The sequence below is a fragment of the Mesorhizobium sp. WSM4809 genome (genome assembly GCF_055811655.1).
In genome coordinates, this window is sequence record NZ_JBVVQW010000024.1 from 40,228 (window position 1) to 61,821 (window position 21,594).

A 21,594-nucleotide genomic window follows, 5' to 3' on the forward strand; every position below is an offset into this window, starting at 1 on the left:
CATGGAAAGGTCCGCATCAAACCGCGCCATTATGGCTGCGGGCGGCACCGCCATGGCGCTCAAGCGGCGGCCGACGGACGATCAAATATCCGGCACCCACATCCCAGGCACGCAGCAGCAGGCTTTGCCTCGCAAGCTGCGGCTGACGGCTGCCGGGGGGAAACGAAATAATGCCCAACAAAATGCTGATAGACGCCTCCCACCCGGAGGAAACACGCGTCGTCGTCGTACGCGGTAACCGTATTGAAGAATTCGACTTTGAATCCCAGGACAAGAAGCAGCTCAAAGGAAACATCTACCTAGCCCGCGTAACGCGCGTAGAGCCCTCCCTTCAGGCAGCCTTTGTCGAATATGGCGGCAACCGTCACGGTTTTCTCGCCTTCAGTGAAATTCACCCCGACTACTACCAGATTCCGGTCGCCGATCGTCAGGCACTGCTGCGCGCGGAAGCGCAGGAGGCTGAGGACGAAGAGAACGAGGACGGCGACGGCGATGATCGCCAGAGCCGCGATCGCGGACGGCGCGGCCGCCGGCGCGGCGGCAAGCCCCGCGACCGGGGTGAGCACAAGCGCGATGCAGCCGATTCCAGCGAGGCAAGCGACACTGCCGACGAGGCGGAAGAGGGCGCCGACGCTGGTTTCGAGGAGATCTCGCACACGTCCGAGATCATCGAACATGCGGCCGATGCGTCCGAACATGCCGATGCGTCCGAACATGGCCAGGATTCCGCCGAGCAGGACGAAGGCGAAACCCGCGAAGGCGGTCCGACGTCGATCGCCGCCTCGGTCGAGGCCGATGTGATTTCCGAAGCCGTTCCGCAGGCCGAACAAGGCAGCGAGGCGACCTCCGGCGACAATGATCGCGGCATGCTGGAAGAAGTGCAGTCCTCGCATCCGGACGATCACGAGGTCGAATCGGTCGGCGCCGAGGACGCGCTGGAAGAAGTGCGCAACCGCCGCAAGCCGGTGCGCCGCCAGTACAAGATCCAGGAAGTGATCAAGCGCCGGCAGATCCTCTTGGTGCAGGTCGTCAAGGAAGAGCGCGGCAACAAGGGTGCGGCACTGACCACCTATCTGTCGCTTGCCGGCCGCTATTCGGTGCTGATGCCGAACACGGCGCGTGGCGGCGGCATTTCGCGCAAGATCACCAGCGCGGTCGACCGCAAGCGCCTGAAGGAGGTCGTTGCCGATCTCGAAGTGCCGCAGGGCATGGGCGTGATCCTGCGCACCGCCGGCGAGAGCCGCACCAAGGCCGAGATCAAGCGCGATTACGAATATCTGATGCGGCTTTGGGAAAATGTCCGCAATCTCACCTTGCAGTCCACGGCCCCTGCCCTGGTCTACGAGGAAGGCAGCCTGATCAAGCGCTCGGTGCGCGACCTCTATAACAAGGATATCGACGAGATTCTTGTCTCCGGCGAGGAAGGCTATCGCGAGGCCAAGGACTTCATGCGCATGCTGATGCCGAGCCACGCCAAGGTGGTTCAGCCGTTCCGCGACACGACGCCGATCTTCGTGCGCAACGGCATCGAGGCACAGCTCGACCGCATGCTGCAGCCGCAGGTGACGCTGAAGAGCGGCGGCTACATCATCATCAACCAGACCGAGGCGCTGGTTGCCATCGATGTGAATTCGGGCCGCTCCACCAAGGAGCACTCGATCGAGGACACCGCACTCCACACCAATCTGGAAGCGGCCGAGGAAGTCGCGCGTCAGCTCAGGCTGCGCGATCTCGCCGGCTTGATCGTCATCGACTTCATCGACATGGAGGAGAACCGCAACAACCGCTCCGTCGAGAAGCGGTTGAAGGATCACCTCAAGAACGATCGTGCGCGCATCCAGGTCGGCCGTATCTCGCATTTCGGCCTGATGGAGATGTCCCGCCAGCGCATCCGCGCCAGCGTGCTGGAATCGACAATGAAGCCTTGCCCGCATTGCGGCGGCACCGGCCATGTGCGCTCCGATTCGTCGGTCGCGCTGATGGTGGTGCGGGCGATTGAGGAATTCCTGCTCAAGGATTCCCGCAGCCACATCACGGTGCGGACGCCGGCGGCGACCGCACTCTACGTGCTCAATCACAAGCGCGGCACGCTGGTCGAACTCGAAAGCCGCTTCGGGCTGACGATCACCGTCGAGGCCGACGATTCGGTGGGTTCGCAGCACTATGCGATCTTCCGCGGCGCGCTGGCTGAAAAGCCGGAAGGCTTCGTCGAGGCGCGCAGCTTCCCGGCCTATGTCGAGCCGGAAGAGCCCGAGGACGAGATTGTCGTCGTCGAGGAAGATGACGAGGCGCCGGTGCAGGCCGAACAGCCACGCCAGCAGCCGCAGCAACAACAGCCCCGGCCCGCTGCCGGTGGCGAGGAAGGCGACGGCCGCGACCGCAAGCGCCGCAAGCGTCGGCGCCGGCGCGGCGGCAAGGATCGCGATCGCGAACATGGCGCCCCTGCGGACGGTGCTTCCGTCTCGGCTCCGGCCGGTGAGTTTTCGGACCCGGACTCGGCCGCCAGCGATGGCGACACGGAAACGGACGACAATGCTCCTGTCGGTGTTGCCGAAACGTCTGAGACAGCTGAAGCTTCGGACGAAGGCCAGGGCAAAAAGCGCCGGCGCGGCAAGCGCGGCGGCAAGCGCAACCGTCGCGAAGACGGTGAAGGCGAGGCTGAGGCAAGTGCTGGCGAAACAGCAGACGCGCCTGAAGGCGAAGTCCGGGCAACCGAGGTGATCGCCGGCGAGCCGGTCGTTGCTGCACCAGCCGAAGAGCCGGTGGCGCTTGCCCCGGCCAATGACGACGCGCCGAGCACGGAGAAGCCGAAGAAGCCACGCCGTGCCGCCAAGCCAAAGAAGGCCGCGGCCGAAATTGTCGCCGATGAGCCGGCTGCGGAGGTGGAAGCACCGGTCGACACGCCGGTCACCGCATCCGACGAGGCAGCCATCGCTTCTGTCGAGGAGGCACCGAAGGCCCGCTCGTCGCGGCGCAAGCCGGCGGCGGCGAATGCGCCGGTCGAGCCGGTCGTGTCTTCGATCGTCGCGGAAGAGCCCGCGGCCAAGGCCGAGGACAAGACCGAGGACAAGCCGAAGCGCGGCGGCTGGTGGCAGCGGAAGGGCTTTTTCTAAGCCTTTCAATCGCATGAGCTAGTTCTTTGACAAAAAAATCCCGCGCCGGCTCCACGCCGGCGCGGGATTTTCTTATCTGGCGCTATGGCGGATCGCGAAGGCTACGGCGCGAAGATCGACCAGTTCATCATCCTGGCAAGCTTTTCCAGCGCGATCGACCCCAGCTTGGAGTTGCCGTTGGCATTGAGACCTGGCGACCAGACGGCAAGCGACGCCACGCCCGGCACGATGCCCAATATTCCGCCGCCGACGCCGCTCTTGCCGGGGATGCCGACGCGGAAGGCGAAATCGCCGGAGCCGTCATAATGGCCGCAGGTCAGCATCATGGCGCCGATGCGGCGTGCCCGTTCGGCCGACACCACGGAATGCCCGGTCGCCGGGTTCTTGCCGCCATTGGCGAGGAAGCGGCCGGCGAGCGCCAGTTGCCGGCAACTCATGGCGATGGCGCAATGGTGGAAGTAGACGCCCAGCGCCAGTTCCGGCGCATGGTGGAGATTGCCGAAGGATTTCATGTAGTTGGCAAGCGCGAAGTTGCGGTAGCCGGTGGCGCGCTCGGACGCCGCCACCTCGCGATCGATGATGATCGTCTCGTCGTCGGCGAGGAACTGGATGAAGCGCAGGATCTCGCCGATCGCCTCGCGTGGCTGGTGGCCGGCAAGCAGGATGTCGGAAATGACGATGGCGCCGGCATTGATGAACGGGTTGCGCGGAATGCCGTTCTCATGCTCGAGCTGCACGATCGAGTTGAACGGATTGCCTGACGGTTCGCGGCCGACCCGCTGCCACAGCGCGTCGCCGACATTGCCGAGCGCCAGTGTCAGGGTGAACACTTTCGAGATGCTCTGGATGGAAAAGGCCTGGTCGGCGTCCCCCGCCGTCAGCACGCGCCCGTCATTGGTAACCGCTGCGATGCCGAATTTCTTCGGATTGACCTTACCCAACTGCGGAATGTAGGAAGCGACGTCACCGCGATCGGTGCGATCGGCCATTTCGGCAGCGACTTCGGCCAATGCCTGATCAAGTTTGGAGGCCTGATCAAGTTTGTGGGCCTGATCAAGTTTGGGGGCCTGTTCGAGTTCCGGCATGGTGCTACCTCAACCAGCGTTCGATGCGCGCCATTGCCTCAACCATGTCGTCGTGGCTGCCGGCGTAGGAGAAACGCATCGTCCGGTGCCCGGCCTGAGTGTCGAAGTCTTGGCCGGGTGTTGCCGCGACATGCGCCTCGGCCAGCATCTTTCGCGCGAAGGCCATGCTGTCATTGCTATGCCTGGTGACGTCACAAAAGGCATAAAAGGCGCCGTCCATGGGCGCCGCCAGCGGAAAGCCGAGTTCCGGGAGGCGTTTCATCAAGAGTTCGCGATTCCAGGCATAGCGACCCTTGACCGCTTCCAGTTCCTCGGTCGCCCTGAACGCTTCGATCGCCGCGATCTGCGACAGTTCCGGCGGCGAGATGTAGAGGCTCTGGGCGACGCGCTCGACCGGCCGCACCAGTTCTTGCGGCAGCACCATCCAGCCGATGCGCCAGCCGGTCATGCAGTAATATTTGGAGAAGGAGTTGATCACGGTCACGTCGCCTCCATAGGCAAGCGCCGTGGTGTCGGGGGCGGCATAGGCGAGCCGGTGATAGATTTCGTCGGAGATGACGGCGATGCCGAGGTCTTGTGCCGTCCTCACCAGGGCCGCCAGTTCATCGGCCGGTATGACCGCGCCGGTTGGATTGGCGGGACTGGCGAAGAGAACGCCTTTCAGCGGCTTTTCACGATGCGCGGTCTCGAGATGGCCGGCATGCACGTAGGCGGCGTCGCCCAGCTCGATCTCGACCACCTCGATGCCGAGCGCGGCCATGATGTTGCGATAGGCGGGATAGCCGGGTGCCGCGATGGCGACGCGGTCACCCGGGTCGAACATCGCCAGGAAGGCGAGGTTGAAGGCGGCCGACGATCCAGTGGTCACCGCGATCCGGCCGGGCTCGATATCAAGCCCGTAGTGATCGGCGTAGTGTCCGGCGATCGCCTTGCGCAAACCTGCCAGTCCCAGCGCGTCGGTGTAGCCGATGCGTCCGTCCTGCAGCGCCTTGGCGGCTGCGGCGCGAACCAGAACCGGTGCGGGATCGGAGGGCTGGCCGACGGCCATCGAAACAACCGGCACGCCCTGGGACTTCAGCCGGTTTGCCTCTGCCAGAATGTCCATCGCATGGAAGGGCTCGACATTGCCACGACGTGAGAGCGAAACGACCATTTAACCAGTATTCCCGATGACTGACGGCGCCAGGCACTGGCGCATGTGCCGCACAAATGCCCGATTGATGTGAGGATCACAAGTTGAGGAAGTTTCCGGCGCCGACTTTTCATCTTTCGCCCGCTCGTCTACCAGTGGAGCCATCATGTTGAGCCGACCCAGATCGACGATTGCCCAGGCAGCGCGCGTCTTCGCGACGCTTTCGCTTGGCGTTGCCGTTGCAATGGCGAGTTCGGTCAGCGCCTTTGCCCAGAACGTGCCGGTGGTGCGCGACGCCGAGATCGAGGCGCTGGTTCGCGATTACGCGCGGCCGATCTTCAGGGCGGCTGGCCTGGCGAATGACGGCATCGACATCGTTCTGGTCAATGACCAGAGTTTCAACGCCTTCGTGACCGGGCGCCGGCTGTTCATCAACACCGGCGCGCTGATGACGGCTGAAACGCCCAACGAGATCATCGGCGTCATCGCGCACGAAGCCGGTCATATCGCCGGCGGCCACCAGCAGAAGCTGCGCGACCAGCTCGAACGAGCCAAGACGATGGCCATCATCGCGACGCTGCTGGGTGCCGGTGCCATGGTCGCCGGCGCGACAACCAATAGCCGCGGCCTTGCCGGTGCGGGCGTGGGGGTGGCCGCCGGCGGCGGCGAGATGGCACAGCGCAGCATCCTCGCCTACCAGCGCACCGAGGAGATGACGGCCGACCGCTCGGCGATCACCTATCTCAACGCCACCGGCCAGTCCGGCATGGGCATGCTGAAGACGTTTCACCGCTTCCAGACTGCGCTGTCGCTCTCGGGCGCGCAAGTCGATCCCTACCGGATCAGCCATCCGATGCCGCGGGATCGTATCTCCAATCTCGAAGTGCTGGTGAAACAGAGCCCCAATGTCGACAGGCCGGACCCGCCCGCGCTGCAGCAGCGCCATGACATGGTGCGGGTGAAGATCGCCGTCTACATGGAAGGCCAGGCGGCTGCGTCGCGGCTGATGCGAAAGATGCAAGGGACCCTCGCCGCGCTATATGGCGACGCCCAGTCGACCTACCTGTTCGGCAACATCGCCGCCGCGCTCGCCAAGACCAATGCACTGATCAAGGCGCAGCCCAAGAACGCTTACTTCCAGGAACTGCGCGGCGACATCCTGATGAAGGCAAACAAACCCAAGGAAGCCGCGGACGCCTACGCCAAGGCGGTCAGCCTCGATTCGGCGCGGTCCGGTCTGCTGCCGGTGTCCATGGGCCAGGCGCTGATGGCCGTCGGCAAGCCCGACTCCCTCAAAAAAGCCGTCGTGCAGATCAACAACGGCCTCGGGCGCGACAAGGAAAATCCAGCCGGGTATCGCTATCTGGCACAGGCCTACGGTGAGTTAGGTGACATACCGGGCGCTGAACTTGCCACCGCCGAAAGCCATTTCTATTCCGGCAACTACAAGGATGCGAAGATTTTCGCCATGCGGGCGCAGCAGCAGATGAAACGCGGCGAGCCTCGCTGGCTTCGCGCCCAGGATATCATAAACTACAAGCCGTCAACCAAGATCAAGTGAACCTTCCGGCCGCGCGCCACGACATAGCCAGACCGGAAAACAGGTAGAAGGAACAGGAACGATGAAAAAGGCACTGCTGCTGGGCACCACGGGGGTTGCGGTCGCACTGGCCATGCTGGCTTTCGGATTCGTTGCCGGAAACCCGCAGATCGCCAAGGCCGGCACCGCACAGCCGGTCGAGACCACGGCGGCCGATACCAAGATCGACCGCACCGAGGTCGAAGGCATCATCCGCGACTATTTGTTGAAAAACCCGGAAGTCCTCCTGGAGGTCCAGGATGCGCTTGAGGCCAAGCAGAAGGAAGAGCAGCGCATCGCTCATCTCGGCGTGATCAAGAATGCCAAGGACCAGATCTTCAACTCCGCCTTTGACGGCGTCGTCGGCAATCCGAACGGCAAGGTCACCATCGTCGAGTTCTACGACTATAATTGCGGCTTCTGCAAACGCGCCATCGACGACATGCAGGCGTTGACCAAGACCGATCCGGACCTGCGTTTCGTGCTCAAGGAATTCCCCATCCTCGGACCGGATTCGCAGAAGGCGAGCGTGGTCTCGATGGCGTTCCACCTGATGCACCCGGAAAAGTACGGCGAGTTCCACAATGCGTTGCTCGGCGGCCAGGGACGCGCCACCGAGGCGGCGGCCATCAAGGTCGCGCTGTCGCTCGGCGCCGACGAAGCGGCGCTGCGCGAGAAGATGAAGGACCCGACAATCAACGAGGCCCTCGCCAAGACCTACGATCTTGCCAACAAGCTGGCGATCACCGGAACGCCGTCCTATGTCGTCGGCAACGAGGTGGTGTTCGGAGCACTCGGGCAGGAAGTGCTGGCAGAAAAGATCGAGGCGGCGAAAGCCGCGCTCTGATCTTGCTCGCCAGCTATTTCTCACGGGCACATTTCCGCCTGTTGTGGACAGTGAAAGAACGCACTTGCGCTCTTTCCGCGGGCGGCTATGCCCATTATAGAGGGCCCAGCGCGCCGGCTTGATGACGGCGCCGGGAAAGGTCGGCTTTTTGAAAACGGTTTTCGTCCTGAACGGTCCCAATCTAAACGCGCTCGGCAAGCGCGAGCCGGGCATCTATGGCGGCAAGACGCTTGCCGCGATCGCCGACGACTGCAAGCAGGCAGGCACGGCGCTGGGGTTCGAGATCGATTTCCGCCAGTCGAACCATGAGGGCGACCTTGTCGACTGGATTCAGGAAGCTGGCGACAAGGCTGTCGGCATCGTCATCAATCCGGGCGCCTACAGCCACACCTCGATTGCCATCCACGACGCCATTCGCGCCGTCGCACCGTTGCCGGTGGCCGAAGTTCATCTTTCCAACATCCATGCGCGGGAACCATTCCGCCACGTCTCCATGGTCGCGCCGGTCGCCGTCGGCATGATCTGTGGCTTTGGGCCGCTCGGCTATACGCTGGCGCTACAGGCGCTGGCCGCACGCCTATGACCGGCCAACAAACAGAAGGCTCGAAAATGTCGATAAAGAAGACCGGTGTTGACCAGCAACTGATCCGCGATCTGGCGGGCATACTGAACGACACCAACCTCACCGAGATCGAGGTTGAACTGGGCGACCTGAAGGTGCGCGTCTCGCGGCAGGCGCCGGCTGTTCATGCAATCGCGGCGCCGCAGCAAGCCTATGCGCCGGCAGCAGCGCAAGCTGCCTCCGTAGCTCTGCCCGTTGTGGCAGATATTTCCAAGAACGCAGTCACCTCGCCGATGGTCGGCACCGCCTACCTGGCGCCGTCGCCGGACGCCAAGGCATTCATCGAAGTCGGCCAGAAGGTCAAGGAAGGCCAGACTTTGCTGATCATCGAAGCAATGAAGACGATGAACCAGATCCCCTCGCCACGCGCCGGCACGGTGACCGCGATCCTTTTCGAGGATTCGCAGCCGGTCGAATATGGCATGCCGCTCGTCGTGATCGAATAGAGCGGGCCTGATGTTTCAGAAGATCCTCATCGCCAATCGCGGCGAAATCGCCCTCCGGGTGCTGCGCGCCTGCAAGGAACTCGGCATCCAGACGGTGGTGGTGCATTCGACCGCCGATGCCGACGCCATGCATGTGCGGCTCGCGGACGAGAGCGTCTGCATCGGTCCGCCGCCATCGCGCGACAGCTATCTCAACATCCATCAGATCGTTGCGGCCTGCGAAATCACCGGCGCCGACGCCGTGCATCCGGGTTACGGCTTCCTGTCGGAGAACGCCAAGTTCGCCGACATACTGGCCGCGCACAACATCACCTTCATCGGTCCGTCCGGCGACCATATCCGCATCATGGGCGACAAGATCGAGGCCAAGCGAACCGCCAAGCGCCTCGGCATTCCGGTTGTGCCCGGTTCGGACGGCGCTGTCACCGATCAGAAGGAAGCCAGGCGCATTGCCGCCGAGATCGGCTATCCCGTGATCATCAAGGCATCGGCCGGCGGTGGCGGACGCGGCATGAAGGTCGCCCTCACCGAGGCTGACCTGGAGGTCGCCCTGCAGACGGCGAGCACGGAAGCCGGTGCGGCGTTCGGCGACGATGCCGTTTATATCGAAAAATACCTGGAAAAGCCGCGCCATATCGAAGTCCAGGTGTTTGGTGACGGCTTTGGCCGCGGCGTGCATTTCGGCGAGCGCGACTGTTCCTTGCAGCGCCGCCACCAGAAGGTCTGGGAAGAGGCGCCCTCGCCCGCCCTCAATGCCGAAGAGCGCGCCCGCATCGGCGGCATCTGCGCCAAGGCGATCGCCGACCTCGGCTATTCCGGCGCCGGCACGATCGAGTTCCTCTACGAGAATGGCGAGTTCTACTTCATCGAGATGAACACGCGCCTGCAGGTCGAGCATCCGGTGACGGAAGCGATCACCGGCATCGATCTCGTCCACGAGCAGATCCGCGTCGCCTCCGGTGGCGGCCTCTCGGTGAAGCAGGAGGACATCAAGTTCAACGGCCACGCCATCGAATGCCGCATCAACGCCGAGGACCCGCGCACCTTCACCCCCTCGCCCGGTACGATCACCCATTTCCACACACCGGGTGGTCTCGGCATCCGCGTCGATTCCGGCGTCTATTCCGGCTACAAGATCCCGCCCTATTACGACAGCCTGATCGGCAAGCTGATCGTGCATGGGCGTAATCGCGTCGAGTGCATGATGCGCTTGCGCCGCGCCCTGGACGAGTTCGTCGTCGACGGCATCAAGACGACGTTGCCGCTGTTTCGCGATCTCGTCGGCAATGCCGACATCGCCAATGGCGATTATGACATCCACTGGCTGGAAAAATACCTGGCCAAGGAAGAGTAGCGCGGAGACGCGATGACCCGCCCCTACGCGCCCGGCTATCGCATCCCCACCGACCTTCTGCTCAAGGCCTACGCCTCGGGCGTCTTCCCGATGGCCGAAAGTGCCGGCGACCCGGAGGTGTTCTGGGTGCGGCCGGAGACGCGCGGCATCATTCCGCTCGATGGTTTTCACGCGCCGAAAAGCCTCAGGAAAACGATCAAGAAGAACCCCTTCGACATCCGTTTCGATTTCGATTTCGAAGCGACCATCGACGGCTGCGCCGAAAAGCGCGTGGAACGGCGCTCGACCTGGATCAATGCGCCGATCCGCGAAGCCTATGTCGAGTTGCATCGGATAGGCCATTGTCATTCGGTCGAGGCGTGGCGCGAGGACCGACTGGTCGGTGGCCTCTATGGCGTGTCGCTCGGCCGGGTGTTTTTTGGCGAGAGCATGTTCGCCAGGGAGACGGACGCTTCCAAGACCTGCCTTTTCTATCTCGTCGAGCGCTTGAAGGCACGCGGCTTCGCGCTGCTCGATACGCAGTTCACCACCGAGCACCTCAAGCGCTTCGGCGCCGTCGACGTGCCGCGCGGCAAATATGAAAAGTTGCTGGCCGACGCGCTGAAGGGCGAGGCCGTATTCTATCCCTGAAGATTGAGCCTACTTCCCAGTGGCGGCTTCCAATGGCGTCTGCGAATGGAACATCATCTTCCAGCCATTGACGCGATGGACATAGCCGGTGCTGACCAGCGCGGCGTAAGGTTCGCCGTTCTCGCGTGTCGCATGTGCCTCGTAGGTCAGCATGATGATGTCGCTGCCCGGCTCGATAATACCCTTGAGGTCGATTTTCAGGTCGCGCCAGCGGTTGGGCTTGGTTGCGGTCTTGGCGAGATCCGCATTGTCCATCGCCTGTGCCATCTGCGGAAACGCCACCAGGCATTCGGTGTCGACATTGGCCGCATAGTAGGCCGCGTCGCCCGTCCAGAATCCCTTTTCAAGTTCCAGCAACTCTGCCTTGCCGGCCGTGATCCGCTTGCTGTCTGACATCGGAAAATCCTCCCTGCGCATAAATGCGCGCTCATCCGTGCCCCAACGTATGGTGGCAGGGACGGTTCCGGAGGATCAGTTGGTGTCGGTCGTATCGGGGTCCGAAGCGTCCGGCTCCGTCACGCCAGGCTCTGTCACGTCCGGAGCAATCGCGGCTTTCGGTTTGGCCGCGGCGGGCTTGGGCGCCTCGGCTTTGGTCGAGTCTGCCTTGGCGCCATCGGGCGCCGGCACATCCGACTTCTGCTTGCAAGCCTTCAGCCAGACGTCATAGACGGCATGCTCGACGGCATTGAGGCCGGGGCTTTCGGCAAACATCCAGCCGGTGAAGATGCGGCGGATCTTGCGGTCCAGCGTGATCTCGTCGACCTCGACGAAGGAATCTGTCTTCGGCTCTTCGGTCTGTGGCCGCGAATAGCAGACGCGCGGCGTCACCTGCAAAGCACCGAACTGCACCGTCTCGTCGATATAGACATCGAAGGTGATGATGCGGCCGGTGATCTTGTCGATCCCGGCAAACTCGGCAACGGCATTGGTGACCCGGTCCGCTCCCGCGGGCGGCGCCGGCGCGGGTGCCGCGGGCTCAGGCGAAGCGGCGAAGGCCACGGTGCTGACGGCAAGACCGGCGGCTAACGCCAGACTAGCCGATATTGAGTAAGAAAAGCTCATGCAAAGATACCGGTGGTTCGCGCCCGGGTGATTCTGTCGATCGCCAAGGCTAGTCGCCGTTTTCTGATCAGCAAGCAGCTAAACACCAATTGTGGCGATAAAGGACCGGCTTGCACCCTGTCGCTACGACCCGGGTGTCCAGGCATCGTAGTCGCCGGTGACCTGCGGGCGGTGCTGATTGGTCAGCACCGAGCCCTTCGGGCGATAGGCCGCCGGGCTGCCGGTCAGATTGGGCTGATGCGGCTTTTGCCAGTCGCGCGGCTTGTAGTCCTCGCTGGACGGCGCGACGTCGACACGGTGGTGCATCCAGCCGTGCCAGCCGGGCGGTATCGCCGAAGCTTCCGAATAATTGCGGTAGATGACCCAGCGGCGCGTGCGGCCTTCCGAATCGATGCCGCCTTCGTAATAGAAATTGCCGGTCTCGTCCTGGCCGACCTTCTTGCCGTACCGCCAGGTATGCAGGCGGGTTCCTATCGTCTGGCTGTTCCACCAGGTGAAAAACTGCGTAAGGAAAGTCTTCATTTCAAAACCCTCGCGCCGGCAGCGCCCGTTTTCCTGCTTATGGCGTCAGGCCTTGCCGAAGGCAAGGCTTTTGCCACGGCGTGCGCGCAAATGGCTTGCCTAAAGCCCGACACAAGCCTGTGATCCTGCCGGTCGCTGCATGCACGCTTGCCAAGCCTTTGCGGTATTTCTAAAGCTCTGCGCGCCCATGCCTGCATCCAGCCCGGCTTGAGGCCAAGGAGGTGACGATTGGCCACGGAATTGCCGACCACCGACATTCGCATCAGCGCCGAGGCGATTCGCCACCGCAAGGGCGGCACGCCGATCGTTTGCCTGACCGCCTATACCTATCCCATCGCCCGTCTGCTCGATCACCATGTTGACCTGCTTCTGGTCGGCGACAGTGTCGCCATGGTCCTGCATGGCCACAAGACGACTCTGGGCGCCTCGCTGGAGATGATGATCGCACATGGGCAGGCCGTGATGCGCGGCTCGGCCAGGGCCTGCGTCGTCGTCGACCTGCCGGCCGGCACCTATGAGGCAACGGCAGCGCAAGCCGTCGCCTCGGCGCGGCGGGTCGTCGACGAAACCGGCTGCCAGGCGGTGAAGCTCGAAGGCGGCGTCGACATGATCAGCCAGATCGAGGCCATCGTCGCCGCCGGCATTCCGGTGATGGGACATATCGGCCTGCAGCCGCAATCGGTCGAGAAGGACGTCGGCTACAAGATCAAGGGCCGCACCGAGGAGGCTGTTGCGGCATTGCTTCGCGATGCGCTCGCCGTCGAGAATGCCGGCGCTTTCTCGGTGGTCATCGAAGGCACGGTCGAGAGGGTCGCCGCCGATATCAGCCGCCGTCTCGCCATTCCGACCATCGGCATCGGTGCCAGCGGTGAATGCGACGGCCAGATCCTGGTCATCGACGACATGGTCGGGCTGACCGTCGATCGCGTGCCGAAATTCGTCAAGGAATACGCCGACCTGCGCAGCGTGATCTCGCATGCAGCGGAATCCTATGCAGCCGAGGTGCGGGGCCGGACATTCCCCGGCCCCGGCCATGTCTTTTCGGCGACAAACAGCAGGGACGACACATGAGCCAACCCGTCGTCGTCGACAGCGTAGCCGCACTGCGCGCGCAAATCCGGGACTGGCGGCGCGACGGCCTTCGTGTCGCCATGGTGCCGACCATGGGTGCTTTGCATGACGGACACATCTCGCTGGTCAGGATCGCGCTCCAAAAAGCCGAGCGCTGCGTCGTGTCGATCTTCGTCAATCCGACGCAGTTCGCGCCGAGCGAAGACCTCGACAAGTACCCGCGCCAACTCGCCCGCGACCTCGACCAACTGGGCGCGGCAAACGCCGACCTTGCCTTCACACCGACGGTTGGCGAGATGTATCCCGCCGGCTTCGCCACGAAAATCTCGGTCGGCGGCCCCTCAGCCGGGCTCGAATCGGACTTTCGGCCGACCTTTTTCGACGGCGTCGCCACCGTGGTGGCAAAGCTCCTCCTGCAGGCAACGCCCGACTGTGCGGTCTTCGGCGAGAAGGACTACCAGCAGCTTTGCGTGGTGAGGCAGCTCTGCCGCGACCTGGACCTGCCTGTCGAGATCATCGGCGCACCGACGATCCGCGACGCGCATGGTCTCGCCATGTCGTCACGCAACGCCTATCTCGATGAGGCCGAACTGAAGATCGCCCGCCAACTCAACGTCACATTGCGCAATACGGCTGCGGCGCTGGCGGCAGGCGCCGGGCAGAGCGACGCAACCGAAGAGGCCAGCCGCGCCCTCATCGCCGCCGGCTTTCAGAAGGTCGACTATGTCGAGGTACGCCAAAGCCTGACGCTTGCGCCATGGCGCCGAAACCGCGAAGGGCGTCTTCTCGCGGCAGCATGGCTCGGCAAGACCAGGCTGATCGACAATGTGGGGGTTCCCGCTGCCTAGCGCGAAGGCTCGATCCTCCGCGGCGGATTGCTGCCGCGCCTAGCTCTCGCTCTTTTGTCGGCCGGCCCTGACGATCAGGTGTCCCGCGACGATCCCAACCACCCCGGCAAGGGCTTTCACCAATGCATCGATGAGGCGTGCATGGCGACCGGGATCAATGAGCTGAAGCAGTTCCAGCATGCCGGCGGTCACAGCCACGAAGATGACGACCTGATACAGTCGGTTGGGGAAGCCGATCGCCAGGGCGAAGCCCAGCAGGACATAAGCCAAGGCACGCTCGACATTCGCTTCAGCGAGGTGCGGCCGCATCTGGATCGGCGACAAGGTCGCGAAAATGATGATGGCGAGCAGCGCCAGCGCTGTAATGCGGGACAGTTTGGTCATGCCCTTGCATATCCGTCGTGAGCCGGCACAGCAAACGCCGCGATGACGCATGGCCGGATCGCTCTATTCATCCGGTGTCAATCTATCCGAGCGACTTCTCGAAACTCAGCGTCGTCGGCCTTGAGGTATCACGGGACTCCTCCGCGGCACTGACAGGCAAGAACCCTTTCGACCGATAGAAGGCGATGGCGCCGCCATTGGCCTCCTCGACCTCGACCTCGACGCGCAGCGTTCGCGCTTCCGGGAAACTGGCCTCGACCTCGTCGAGCAGTGCTTGCCCGATCCCGCGCCTTTGGCAGTCCGGATGGACGTAGAGCTGGTTCAGCAGGATGATTTTCGCATCGGCGGTGGCGGCGGCGAAAGCCATGCCACCGATCCGCTTGCCGTCATCGGCCACCAGGAATTCCGAATTCGGCCGCGTCAGCCGCGAGCGGAGCGAAGCGATCGAGTGCCATTCGTCGGTGATCTCGGTGACTTTGGCAGCGCCATAAATGGCGTCATAGGTCGCATGCCACGTTTCCACCAGCAGCGTCCGCACAGCGGCAAGGTCGCGTTCACCTGCGGTGCGGACGAACACGGCGCTACTCGATGCCCAGCTTGGCCTTGACGAGGTCGTTGACGGCTTGCGGGTTGGCCTTGCCGCCGGTCGCCTTCATCACCTGGCCGACGAACCAGCCGGCCATGCTCGGCTTGGCGCGCGCCTGTTCGACCTTGTCAGGGTTGGCGGCAATAACGTCGTCGACGGCCTTCTCGATGGCGCCGGTGTCGGTGACCTGCTTCATGCCACGGCTCTCGACCAGTTGGCGAGGGTCGCCGCCCTCATTCCAGACGATCTCGAACAGGTCCTTGGCGATCTTGCCGGAGATGGTGCCATCCTTGATCAGATCGATGACCGCACCGAGCTGCTCGGGCGAAACCGGAGCGTTTTCAATGTCTTTTCCGGCCTTGTTCAATTGCCCGAGCAGATCGTTGATGACCCAGTTGGCGGCGAGCTTGCCGTCGCGGCCGGCGGCCACCTTCTCGAAATAGTCGGCGATCGGCTTTTCCGACACCAGGATCGAGGCGTCATAGACGGACAGGCCGAGCGACGCGATCAGCCGCGCCTTCTTGTCGTCCGGCAGTTCCGGCAATTCCTTGGCCAGCGCATCGACATAGGCCTGGTCGAATTCCAGCGGCAAAAGGTCGGGATCGGGGAAGTAGCGGTAATCATGCGCCTCTTCCTTGGAGCGCATCGAGCGCGTCTCGCCCTTGACGGCGTCGAACAGCCGCGTCTCCTGATCGATCTTGCCGCCATCCTCGAGAATGGCGATCTGCCGGCGCGCCTCATAGTCGATGGCCTGGCCGATGAAGCGGATCGAGTTGACGTTCTTGATCTCGCAGCGCGTGCCGAACTCGCCGCCCGGCTTGCGCACCGAAACGTTGACGTCGGCGCGCATCGAACCTTCGTCCATGTTGCCGTCGCAGGTGCCGAGATAGCGCACGATGGTGCGCAGCTTGGTGACATAAGCCTTGGCCTCGTCGGCCGAGCGCATGTCCGGCTTGGAGACGATCTCCATCAGCGCCACGCCGGAGCGGTTGAGATCGACATAGGACATGGTCGCATGCTGGTCGTGCATCGACTTGCCGGCATCCTGCTCCAGATGCAGCCGCTCGATGCCGACCTCGATGTCCTCGAATTCGCCCTGGCGGTCCGGGCCGACCGAAACGATCACCGTGCCTTCGCCGACGATCGGCTGCTTGAACTGCGAGATCTGGTAGCCCTGCGGCAGGTCGGGATAAAAGTAGTTCTTCCGATCGAAGACCGACTTGTGGTTGATCTGCGCCTTCAGCCCCAGGCCGGTGCGGATCGCCTGCTTGACGCATTCCTCGTTGATGACCGGCAGCATGCCCGGCATCGCCGCATCGACCAGGCTGACATTGGCGTTGGGCGGCGCGCCGAAGGCCGTCGAGGCGCCCGAAAACAGCTTTGCTTCCGACGTGACCTGCGCATGGACCTCGAGGCCGATGATGATCTCCCAGTCGCCGGTGGCGCCGGGGATCAGGCGTTTTGCGTCAGGAGTACGGGTGTCGATGAGGGACATGGCGGCCTGCGAATTGCGGTGAGTGATTTCACGTTTGAACGTGAATTTCACGTCGAACGTGAAATCATTCGCTAGTGCAAACCGCCAAAAGAGACAAGCGCAAAGCCACGGACTGGCCTTTTCAGCCGCTTTCGCCTATAGGACGCTCATTCCAATGGAGAGTGGATGTCCACTTACGCTCAGTCCCGGTAAGGCCCTGACCTCTTGGCGAGGCAGGGCAGAAAACCTGAAACCCCGTGCCGCGAAGCTTCGCGGCGGCGGCATTTTTTGTTTTCCCGGAAAACTCTCACATGGATATTTCGCGCACTGAACAGCGCATCCTGCACCTGCTCGCGCAGGGCGGACGCATTGAAATCGAAAAGAACGACAAGAAGCGGATCGCCTCCGTCAAATGCCTGACCCGCGACGGCTGGCACTATCCGGACGTCGATCTCGACCTGTTTCGAAAGCTGAAGCGGAAGAAGGCGGTTTCTTCGTCGGGAGGCGGCCCCTACCGCATCACCCGGCGCGGGCTCGCACTCGTCCGCTCCGAACTCGACAACAGGTAGCCCGCGGTTCCGCCGGTCGGTTCTCCGGCCGGCGGTTCGCCTCACCGTTCAGGCAGTGGCGATATAGGCCCTGATCTGGTCGGCCTCGCGCTCGACATCCTCGATGCGGCGCTTGACCACGTCGCCGATGGACACGATGCCATCGAGCATGCCGTCCTTTTCCACCGGCAGATGGCGGAAACGGCCGCGGGTCATAATCTCCATCACCTCGTTGACGGTGTGATTTTCGTTGCAGATCTTCACCTTCGGCGTCATCGCCGAACGCACCGCGATATCGAGCGCGGCTCCACCTTCCCGGGCGACAACCCGGACGATGTCGCGCTCTGACAGGATGCCGACGATCTTGCGATCGCCATTGGTGATGACCAGCGCACCGATCTTGTGCTCTGCCAGGATGCGGATGGCTTCGCTCAGCTTTTCGTTCGGCCCGAGCGTCAACACGTCATGGCCTTTTCTCTCGAGAATTGCCTTCACCGTCATGGCGTCCTCCTCTGCTTTGCCTGCCGGTTCCTGCCCTGACCGGCCTTCACGTAAGAGTGAACATCGTGCGCCGTGATCGGTTGCATTTCAAGTGCGGTGGTCAGTCGTTTCCCACTCGGGCGCCTGCCATCGCCTGTCGAACCAGCGCAGGCCGAAGAAGCCCGCGACAAAGCCGCCAATATGAGCCTCCCAGGCGATCTGACCATCTACCCCTGGGGCAAACCCGAGCAGGCCGGTGGCGAGATTGATGACCATCCACATGGCGAGGAAGATCACGACACCGCGCAGGCGCAATACGAATGCGATCGGCAGCACAGGGCCGGCGAAGGCGGCCTTGCCGGCCGAACGGTCGGTGCGGAAGCCGAAACGCGCCGCAGCCCCCATCATGCCCGATATCGCACCGGAAGCCCCGACCAGCGGCGCCTCACCATAAGGATGCATCGCCCAGAAAAGCGCGACCGAAGCCAGCCCGGTTGCGGCAAAAAACAGCGCGAACCACAGCGCTCCCAGACGGTTTGCCAATGGTGAACCAAACGCGGCGAGCCACACCATATTGATGGCGATATGGGCAAAGCCGCCATGCATGAAGGCATAAGTGAAGGGCCGCGAAAACAGGAACCAGTCGAAGCCGTATTGCCCGGTGTAGAGAACGGGGATGAAGGCCCCGTCATACAGCAATGTCATCTGCTGGGATTCGCTCAACACATATTGCTGCAACAGGTAGACGACGACACAGATGCCGATCACCGCCAGCACGACGGGCGGCAGGTTGAACACCGGCTCGCGCCGCGGTTCAGGTGCGCCCTCGACCGGGTCGACTTCCGAGGGAGATGCCGGTTCACTCATTTGAAATTGCACTCTGCGGGATTCGGGGCTCGAGCATCTAGATCACCACGGACCGAACCGCAAACCGCGAATCGCCGCGGCGCGAATCAAAAAAGAAGCCGTTCAAGGTTTCCCTTGAACGGCTGGTCGAGCCCCCTGCTCCCCTAAAACTCTTGACTGAAGTGCTGCCGATCGTCGCGAAACGACCGCTTCTGGAGTGGTTTTTGTGTGCCACGGGGCTCGCTTCGATGCAACGTAAACCACTTGTTAACCTTAACGGCCCCGACCCGTGAACAAGTGTTAACGACGCTGGCACGCTTCCTGCTCCGCAACGCATGTAGGTCATCGGAGGGCGCCCTTCTGTTCACCGATGGGACATCAGACGACAGATTGCGCGGAGCAGCATAGTATGAACCAGAATGGATCGATCACGCTGTTCCAATATTGGAACCGCCTGCGTGATGGACGCCCTGCCCCGAAGCGTTCGGAGGTCGAGCCGGCCGACATCAAGTCGCTGCTGGCCGACACCTTTATCCTGGAGCGGGACACGCGCGGACAGGCCGTATTCCGGCTGGCCGGCACCAGGCTTTGCGCCTGCTACGGCCGCGAACTCAAGGGGTTTTCCTTTCCATCGCTGTGGCGCGAGAAGGATCAGCGGCTCGTCTCGCGGCTGATCCATGGCGTCTTCGAGCAGAAGTCGGTCGTGCTCATCAGCTATGAGGGTTTCAGCCGCAACGGGCGCTCCAACAAGTTCGAACTGCTTGCCCTGCCGCTGGACGGCGGTGTCGAAAATCCGCGTTGCCTGGGCGTCATCAGCGCCGTGGAGAAGCCCTTCTGGCTGGGTGCCGATCCGATCACCGACGCGTTGATCGATTCGATACGCGTCATCGATCCGGAGAAGGAGCTTCTCAACAATCGCCCGGCGATCGATGTTCCCTCGCTCGTTCCCGATGAACTTGGAGCACCCGAGACGATCTCGGCGCTCGGCCGGGCGCGCCGCATCCGCCATCTCGTCGTGTTCGATGGCGGGCGCGAGGAATAGTCCGTTTGCGGCCTGATGCACGTCGCCCAAAACTGCGCGGCTGTTTTGGCACCGCGACCTGCAAAAAGGAAACCCTGGAGCGCCCGCTTTTTCCCTTTGTTAACCCGCTTTGTTGTACTTCTCTGATGAAGTTCCTCGCATCGGCGCGCGGGATGCCAAACGGGGTGTAGGCAGTCATGAGGTCAGCGGCGGTCGACTATGCGCCGTCCCAAGCTGAAAGGCGTAACTTTCAGCGCGTCCGGGTTAAAATCTACGGACGCTTCATGCTGGAAGACCGCACCGAACACCCCTGCCAGGTCGTCGACATGTCACCGGGCAATGTCGCGTTTCGCACCGACCGCATCGGCATGCCCGGCGAAAAAATCATTGCCTACATCGATCATATCGGCCGCATCGAAGGTGTCGTCACCCGCACCTTGCAGGATGGTTTCGCGATGACCGTCATCGCGTCGGATCGCAAGAAGGACAAGCTGGCCGCGCAATTGACCTGGCTCGCCAACAAGCATGAACTCGACCTGCCGGAAGATCGCCGCCACGAGCGCGTCGCGCCGCGCAATCCGACCAGCGTGCTGCAGCTCACCGACGGCCGCCAGTACCAGTGCCGAATCATCGACCTTTCGCTCTCCGGCGCCGCGGTCGAGATCGACGTCAAGCCGGCGATTGGCATCCAGGTTATGCTTGGCACCATGCGCGGGCAGGTCGTGCGTCATTTCGAGGACGGCGTCGCCATCGAATTCGCTGTGATCCAGCGCCCCGAAACGCTCGATTCCGAATTCAACACGCCACGCACCTGAGCAGGCCCGACAGCGACACTCCAGGAAAACCGGCCCTTGTGGCCGGTTTTTTGTTTTCGACGCCATGACCTGCATGCTTAGGCCACTCTTGGCGGGGCTTGGCAGCCCTCCGCGCGTCGAGATTGGCGCCTCAAAATCCAAACGAATTAATACTGAAATGATTCAAATTTTACGTTTATTCTACTGGAGTTTTACTCAATATCTACTTCGAGCTTTTGCGTCAAATAAATCCGCATGTGGCAATGTCTCCTTCGAACGGGGAGACTACAACAATGAAGAAAACGAGGGGCAAGCTGTTGCTGGTGGCAATGGCGATGCAGCTTTCCGCTTGGGGATCAGCATATGCCGCGGGACCGGCCTATATGCACACCGGCGGACGCACCACCCAGCCTGTTGGCCATTATGAGTTCTGCCAGCGCAGTCCTGGCGAATGCAGCGAACGGACCCCGAAGGGTGCGCCGGTCGAACTGACCCGCAAACTGTGGGCGACGATCGTCAACATCAACAATTCGGTCAACACCCGCATCAAGCCGCGCACCGACATGGAAAACTACGGTGTCGAGGAATATTGGGCCTATCCGGCCAATGGCTATGGCGATTGCGAGGACTACGCGCTGGAAAAGCGCCGCGAGTTGATGGATGCCGGCGTCCCCGCCGGCAATCTGCTGATGACGGTGGCGCGCCAGCCGAATGGCGACGGCCACGCGGTGCTGACCGTGCGCACCAGCCTCGGAGAATTCATCCTCGACAATCTGGAAACCAAGGTCCTGTCCTGGACGGACACCGACTACACCTATCTCAAGCGCCAGTCGGACCAGAATTCCGGCGTTTGGGTGACGATCAATGACGGCCGCTCCGACGCGGTCGCCAGCGTCCGCTAGAACAGAGCTCAAGCGCGCCGCGTGAATGCGAGGCGCTTCAGGAGAAACCCGGTCGAGTCCCCACCCTCCCCGTCCCCAACGACCGGGTGAAAGGAGCCGGCCCCGTCCCCGGGCCGGGGGCGCCCGGGCGGGGGGCGGCCTCTAGAAGGCCGGGGCCAGCGTCACCGTCAACGGTGCGACGACGATCTCCAACACGACCGGGCCGGCGATCGCTATTTCGGATTCGCCGGCCCGGTCGTGTTGGAGAT

The 21,594-nt window shown here is 62.7% G+C and carries 23 protein-coding genes; 13 read left to right on the forward strand and 10 right to left on the reverse strand.

Going from position 1 to position 21,594, the window contains the following annotated elements; all coding sequences use genetic code 11:
* The first annotated feature begins 170 nt into the window (after positions 1-170).
* Complete coding sequence (locus AC0L24_RS31230; protein WP_127810294.1) at positions 171-3,113, forward strand: Rne/Rng family ribonuclease; 2,943 nt, start codon at positions 171-173, stop codon at positions 3,111-3,113.
* Positions 3,114-3,214: 101 nt separating this feature from the next.
* Here AC0L24_RS31230 and AC0L24_RS31235 read toward each other — a convergent pair whose 3' ends face one another.
* Together AC0L24_RS31235 and AC0L24_RS31240 are read right to left on the reverse strand one after the other, a co-directional pair.
* Complete coding sequence (locus AC0L24_RS31235; RefSeq protein ID WP_127810293.1) at positions 3,215-4,198, reverse strand: glutaminase; 984 nt, start codon at positions 4,196-4,198, stop codon at positions 3,215-3,217.
* 4 nt (positions 4,199-4,202) lie between these two features.
* Positions 4,203-5,351, reverse strand: a complete 1,149-nt coding sequence (locus AC0L24_RS31240) for a pyridoxal phosphate-dependent aminotransferase (protein ID WP_127810292.1) — start codon at positions 5,349-5,351, stop codon at positions 4,203-4,205.
* 145 nt (positions 5,352-5,496) lie between these two features.
* Between AC0L24_RS31240 and AC0L24_RS31245 the strand changes: the two genes are divergently transcribed.
* The 6 genes from AC0L24_RS31245 to aat all read left to right on the forward strand — a co-directional run bounded on the left by AC0L24_RS31245 (position 5,497) and on the right by aat (position 10,808).
* Positions 5,497-6,891: a M48 family metalloprotease gene (locus AC0L24_RS31245; RefSeq protein WP_127810291.1), complete on the forward strand. Its 1,395-nt coding sequence runs from the start codon at positions 5,497-5,499 to the stop codon at positions 6,889-6,891.
* A gap of 61 nt (positions 6,892-6,952) precedes the next feature.
* The gene (locus tag AC0L24_RS31250) at positions 6,953-7,756 is read left to right on the forward strand and encodes a DsbA family protein (protein WP_127396903.1); all 804 of its coding nucleotides are present in this window, start codon (positions 6,953-6,955) and stop codon (positions 7,754-7,756) included.
* A gap of 148 nt (positions 7,757-7,904) precedes the next feature.
* Positions 7,905-8,339: a type II 3-dehydroquinate dehydratase gene (gene aroQ, locus AC0L24_RS31255; RefSeq protein ID WP_013531359.1), complete on the forward strand. Its 435-nt coding sequence runs from the start codon at positions 7,905-7,907 to the stop codon at positions 8,337-8,339.
* A gap of 26 nt (positions 8,340-8,365) precedes the next feature.
* Entirely contained in the window at positions 8,366-8,824 is a 459-nt protein-coding gene (gene accB / locus AC0L24_RS31260; protein ID WP_023812132.1) for an acetyl-CoA carboxylase biotin carboxyl carrier protein, read from the forward strand.
* Between the two features lie 10 nt (positions 8,825-8,834).
* Positions 8,835-10,178: an acetyl-CoA carboxylase biotin carboxylase subunit gene (gene accC / locus AC0L24_RS31265; protein ID WP_013531357.1), complete on the forward strand. Its 1,344-nt coding sequence runs from the start codon at positions 8,835-8,837 to the stop codon at positions 10,176-10,178.
* A 12-nt stretch (positions 10,179-10,190) separates the two neighbouring features.
* A complete protein-coding gene (gene aat / locus AC0L24_RS31270; RefSeq protein ID WP_127396902.1) occupies positions 10,191-10,808 on the forward strand; it encodes a leucyl/phenylalanyl-tRNA--protein transferase in 618 nt (205 codons plus the stop codon).
* A gap of 9 nt (positions 10,809-10,817) precedes the next feature.
* Here the strand turns inward: aat and AC0L24_RS31275 are convergent, their stop codons facing one another.
* From AC0L24_RS31275 to AC0L24_RS31285, 3 genes are all read right to left on the reverse strand, one after another.
* Positions 10,818-11,204 (reverse strand): hypothetical protein, encoded by a 387-nt coding sequence (locus AC0L24_RS31275; protein WP_127330800.1) that lies wholly within the window; start codon positions 11,202-11,204, stop codon positions 10,818-10,820.
* Positions 11,205-11,279: 75 nt separating this feature from the next.
* Positions 11,280-11,870 (reverse strand): DUF2155 domain-containing protein, encoded by a 591-nt coding sequence (locus AC0L24_RS31280; protein WP_127330802.1) that lies wholly within the window; start codon positions 11,868-11,870, stop codon positions 11,280-11,282.
* 123 nt (positions 11,871-11,993) lie between these two features.
* A complete protein-coding gene (locus tag AC0L24_RS31285) occupies positions 11,994-12,392 on the reverse strand; it encodes an NADH:ubiquinone oxidoreductase subunit NDUFA12 (protein WP_013531353.1) in 399 nt (132 codons plus the stop codon).
* A gap of 228 nt (positions 12,393-12,620) precedes the next feature.
* Between AC0L24_RS31285 and panB the strand changes: the two genes are divergently transcribed.
* Together panB and panC are read left to right on the forward strand one after the other, a co-directional pair.
* Positions 12,621-13,463, forward strand: coding sequence for a 3-methyl-2-oxobutanoate hydroxymethyltransferase (gene panB / locus AC0L24_RS31290; RefSeq protein ID WP_292634320.1), 843 nt, complete (start codon positions 12,621-12,623; stop codon positions 13,461-13,463).
* Entirely contained in the window at positions 13,460-14,311 is an 852-nt protein-coding gene (gene panC / locus AC0L24_RS31295) for a pantoate--beta-alanine ligase (protein ID WP_292634322.1), read from the forward strand. The genes panB and panC overlap by 4 nt, the downstream gene beginning before the upstream one ends.
* A gap of 39 nt (positions 14,312-14,350) precedes the next feature.
* On the opposite strand, the gene AC0L24_RS31300 is transcribed toward panC, so the two are convergent.
* From AC0L24_RS31300 to gatB, 3 genes are all read right to left on the reverse strand, one after another.
* Positions 14,351-14,695: a VanZ family protein gene (locus AC0L24_RS31300; RefSeq protein WP_027039201.1), complete on the reverse strand. Its 345-nt coding sequence runs from the start codon at positions 14,693-14,695 to the stop codon at positions 14,351-14,353.
* Positions 14,696-14,777: 82 nt separating this feature from the next.
* Positions 14,778-15,272: a GNAT family N-acetyltransferase gene (locus AC0L24_RS31305; RefSeq protein WP_127810288.1), complete on the reverse strand. Its 495-nt coding sequence runs from the start codon at positions 15,270-15,272 to the stop codon at positions 14,778-14,780.
* A 4-nt stretch (positions 15,273-15,276) separates the two neighbouring features.
* Positions 15,277-16,776 (reverse strand): Asp-tRNA(Asn)/Glu-tRNA(Gln) amidotransferase subunit GatB, encoded by a 1,500-nt coding sequence (gene gatB, locus AC0L24_RS31310; RefSeq protein WP_127810287.1) that lies wholly within the window; start codon positions 16,774-16,776, stop codon positions 15,277-15,279.
* A 290-nt stretch (positions 16,777-17,066) separates the two neighbouring features.
* Here gatB and AC0L24_RS31315 point away from each other — a divergent pair, with 290 nt between their 5' ends.
* Positions 17,067-17,324, forward strand: a complete 258-nt coding sequence (locus AC0L24_RS31315; protein ID WP_127280952.1) for a YjhX family toxin — start codon at positions 17,067-17,069, stop codon at positions 17,322-17,324.
* A 48-nt stretch (positions 17,325-17,372) separates the two neighbouring features.
* Here AC0L24_RS31315 and AC0L24_RS31320 read toward each other — a convergent pair whose 3' ends face one another.
* Entirely contained in the window at positions 17,373-17,804 is a 432-nt protein-coding gene (locus tag AC0L24_RS31320; RefSeq protein ID WP_027039198.1) for a CBS domain-containing protein, read from the reverse strand.
* Positions 17,805-17,891: 87 nt separating this feature from the next.
* Positions 17,892-18,650 carry a rhomboid family intramembrane serine protease gene (locus AC0L24_RS31325; protein WP_127269621.1) on the reverse strand — a complete coding sequence of 253 codons (759 nt, stop codon included), beginning with the start codon at positions 18,648-18,650 and terminating at the stop codon, positions 17,892-17,894.
* A gap of 388 nt (positions 18,651-19,038) precedes the next feature.
* Between AC0L24_RS31325 and AC0L24_RS31330 the strand changes: the two genes are divergently transcribed.
* From AC0L24_RS31330 to AC0L24_RS31340, 3 genes are all read left to right on the forward strand, one after another.
* Positions 19,039-19,671 carry a PAS domain-containing protein gene (locus tag AC0L24_RS31330; protein WP_023812148.1) on the forward strand — a complete coding sequence of 211 codons (633 nt, stop codon included), beginning with the start codon at positions 19,039-19,041 and terminating at the stop codon, positions 19,669-19,671.
* Between the two features lie 176 nt (positions 19,672-19,847).
* Positions 19,848-20,465: a PilZ domain-containing protein gene (locus tag AC0L24_RS31335; protein ID WP_023812149.1), complete on the forward strand. Its 618-nt coding sequence runs from the start codon at positions 19,848-19,850 to the stop codon at positions 20,463-20,465.
* 272 nt (positions 20,466-20,737) lie between these two features.
* Positions 20,738-21,346: a transglutaminase-like cysteine peptidase gene (locus AC0L24_RS31340; RefSeq protein ID WP_127810286.1), complete on the forward strand. Its 609-nt coding sequence runs from the start codon at positions 20,738-20,740 to the stop codon at positions 21,344-21,346.
* Positions 21,347-21,594 lie beyond the last annotated feature (248 nt).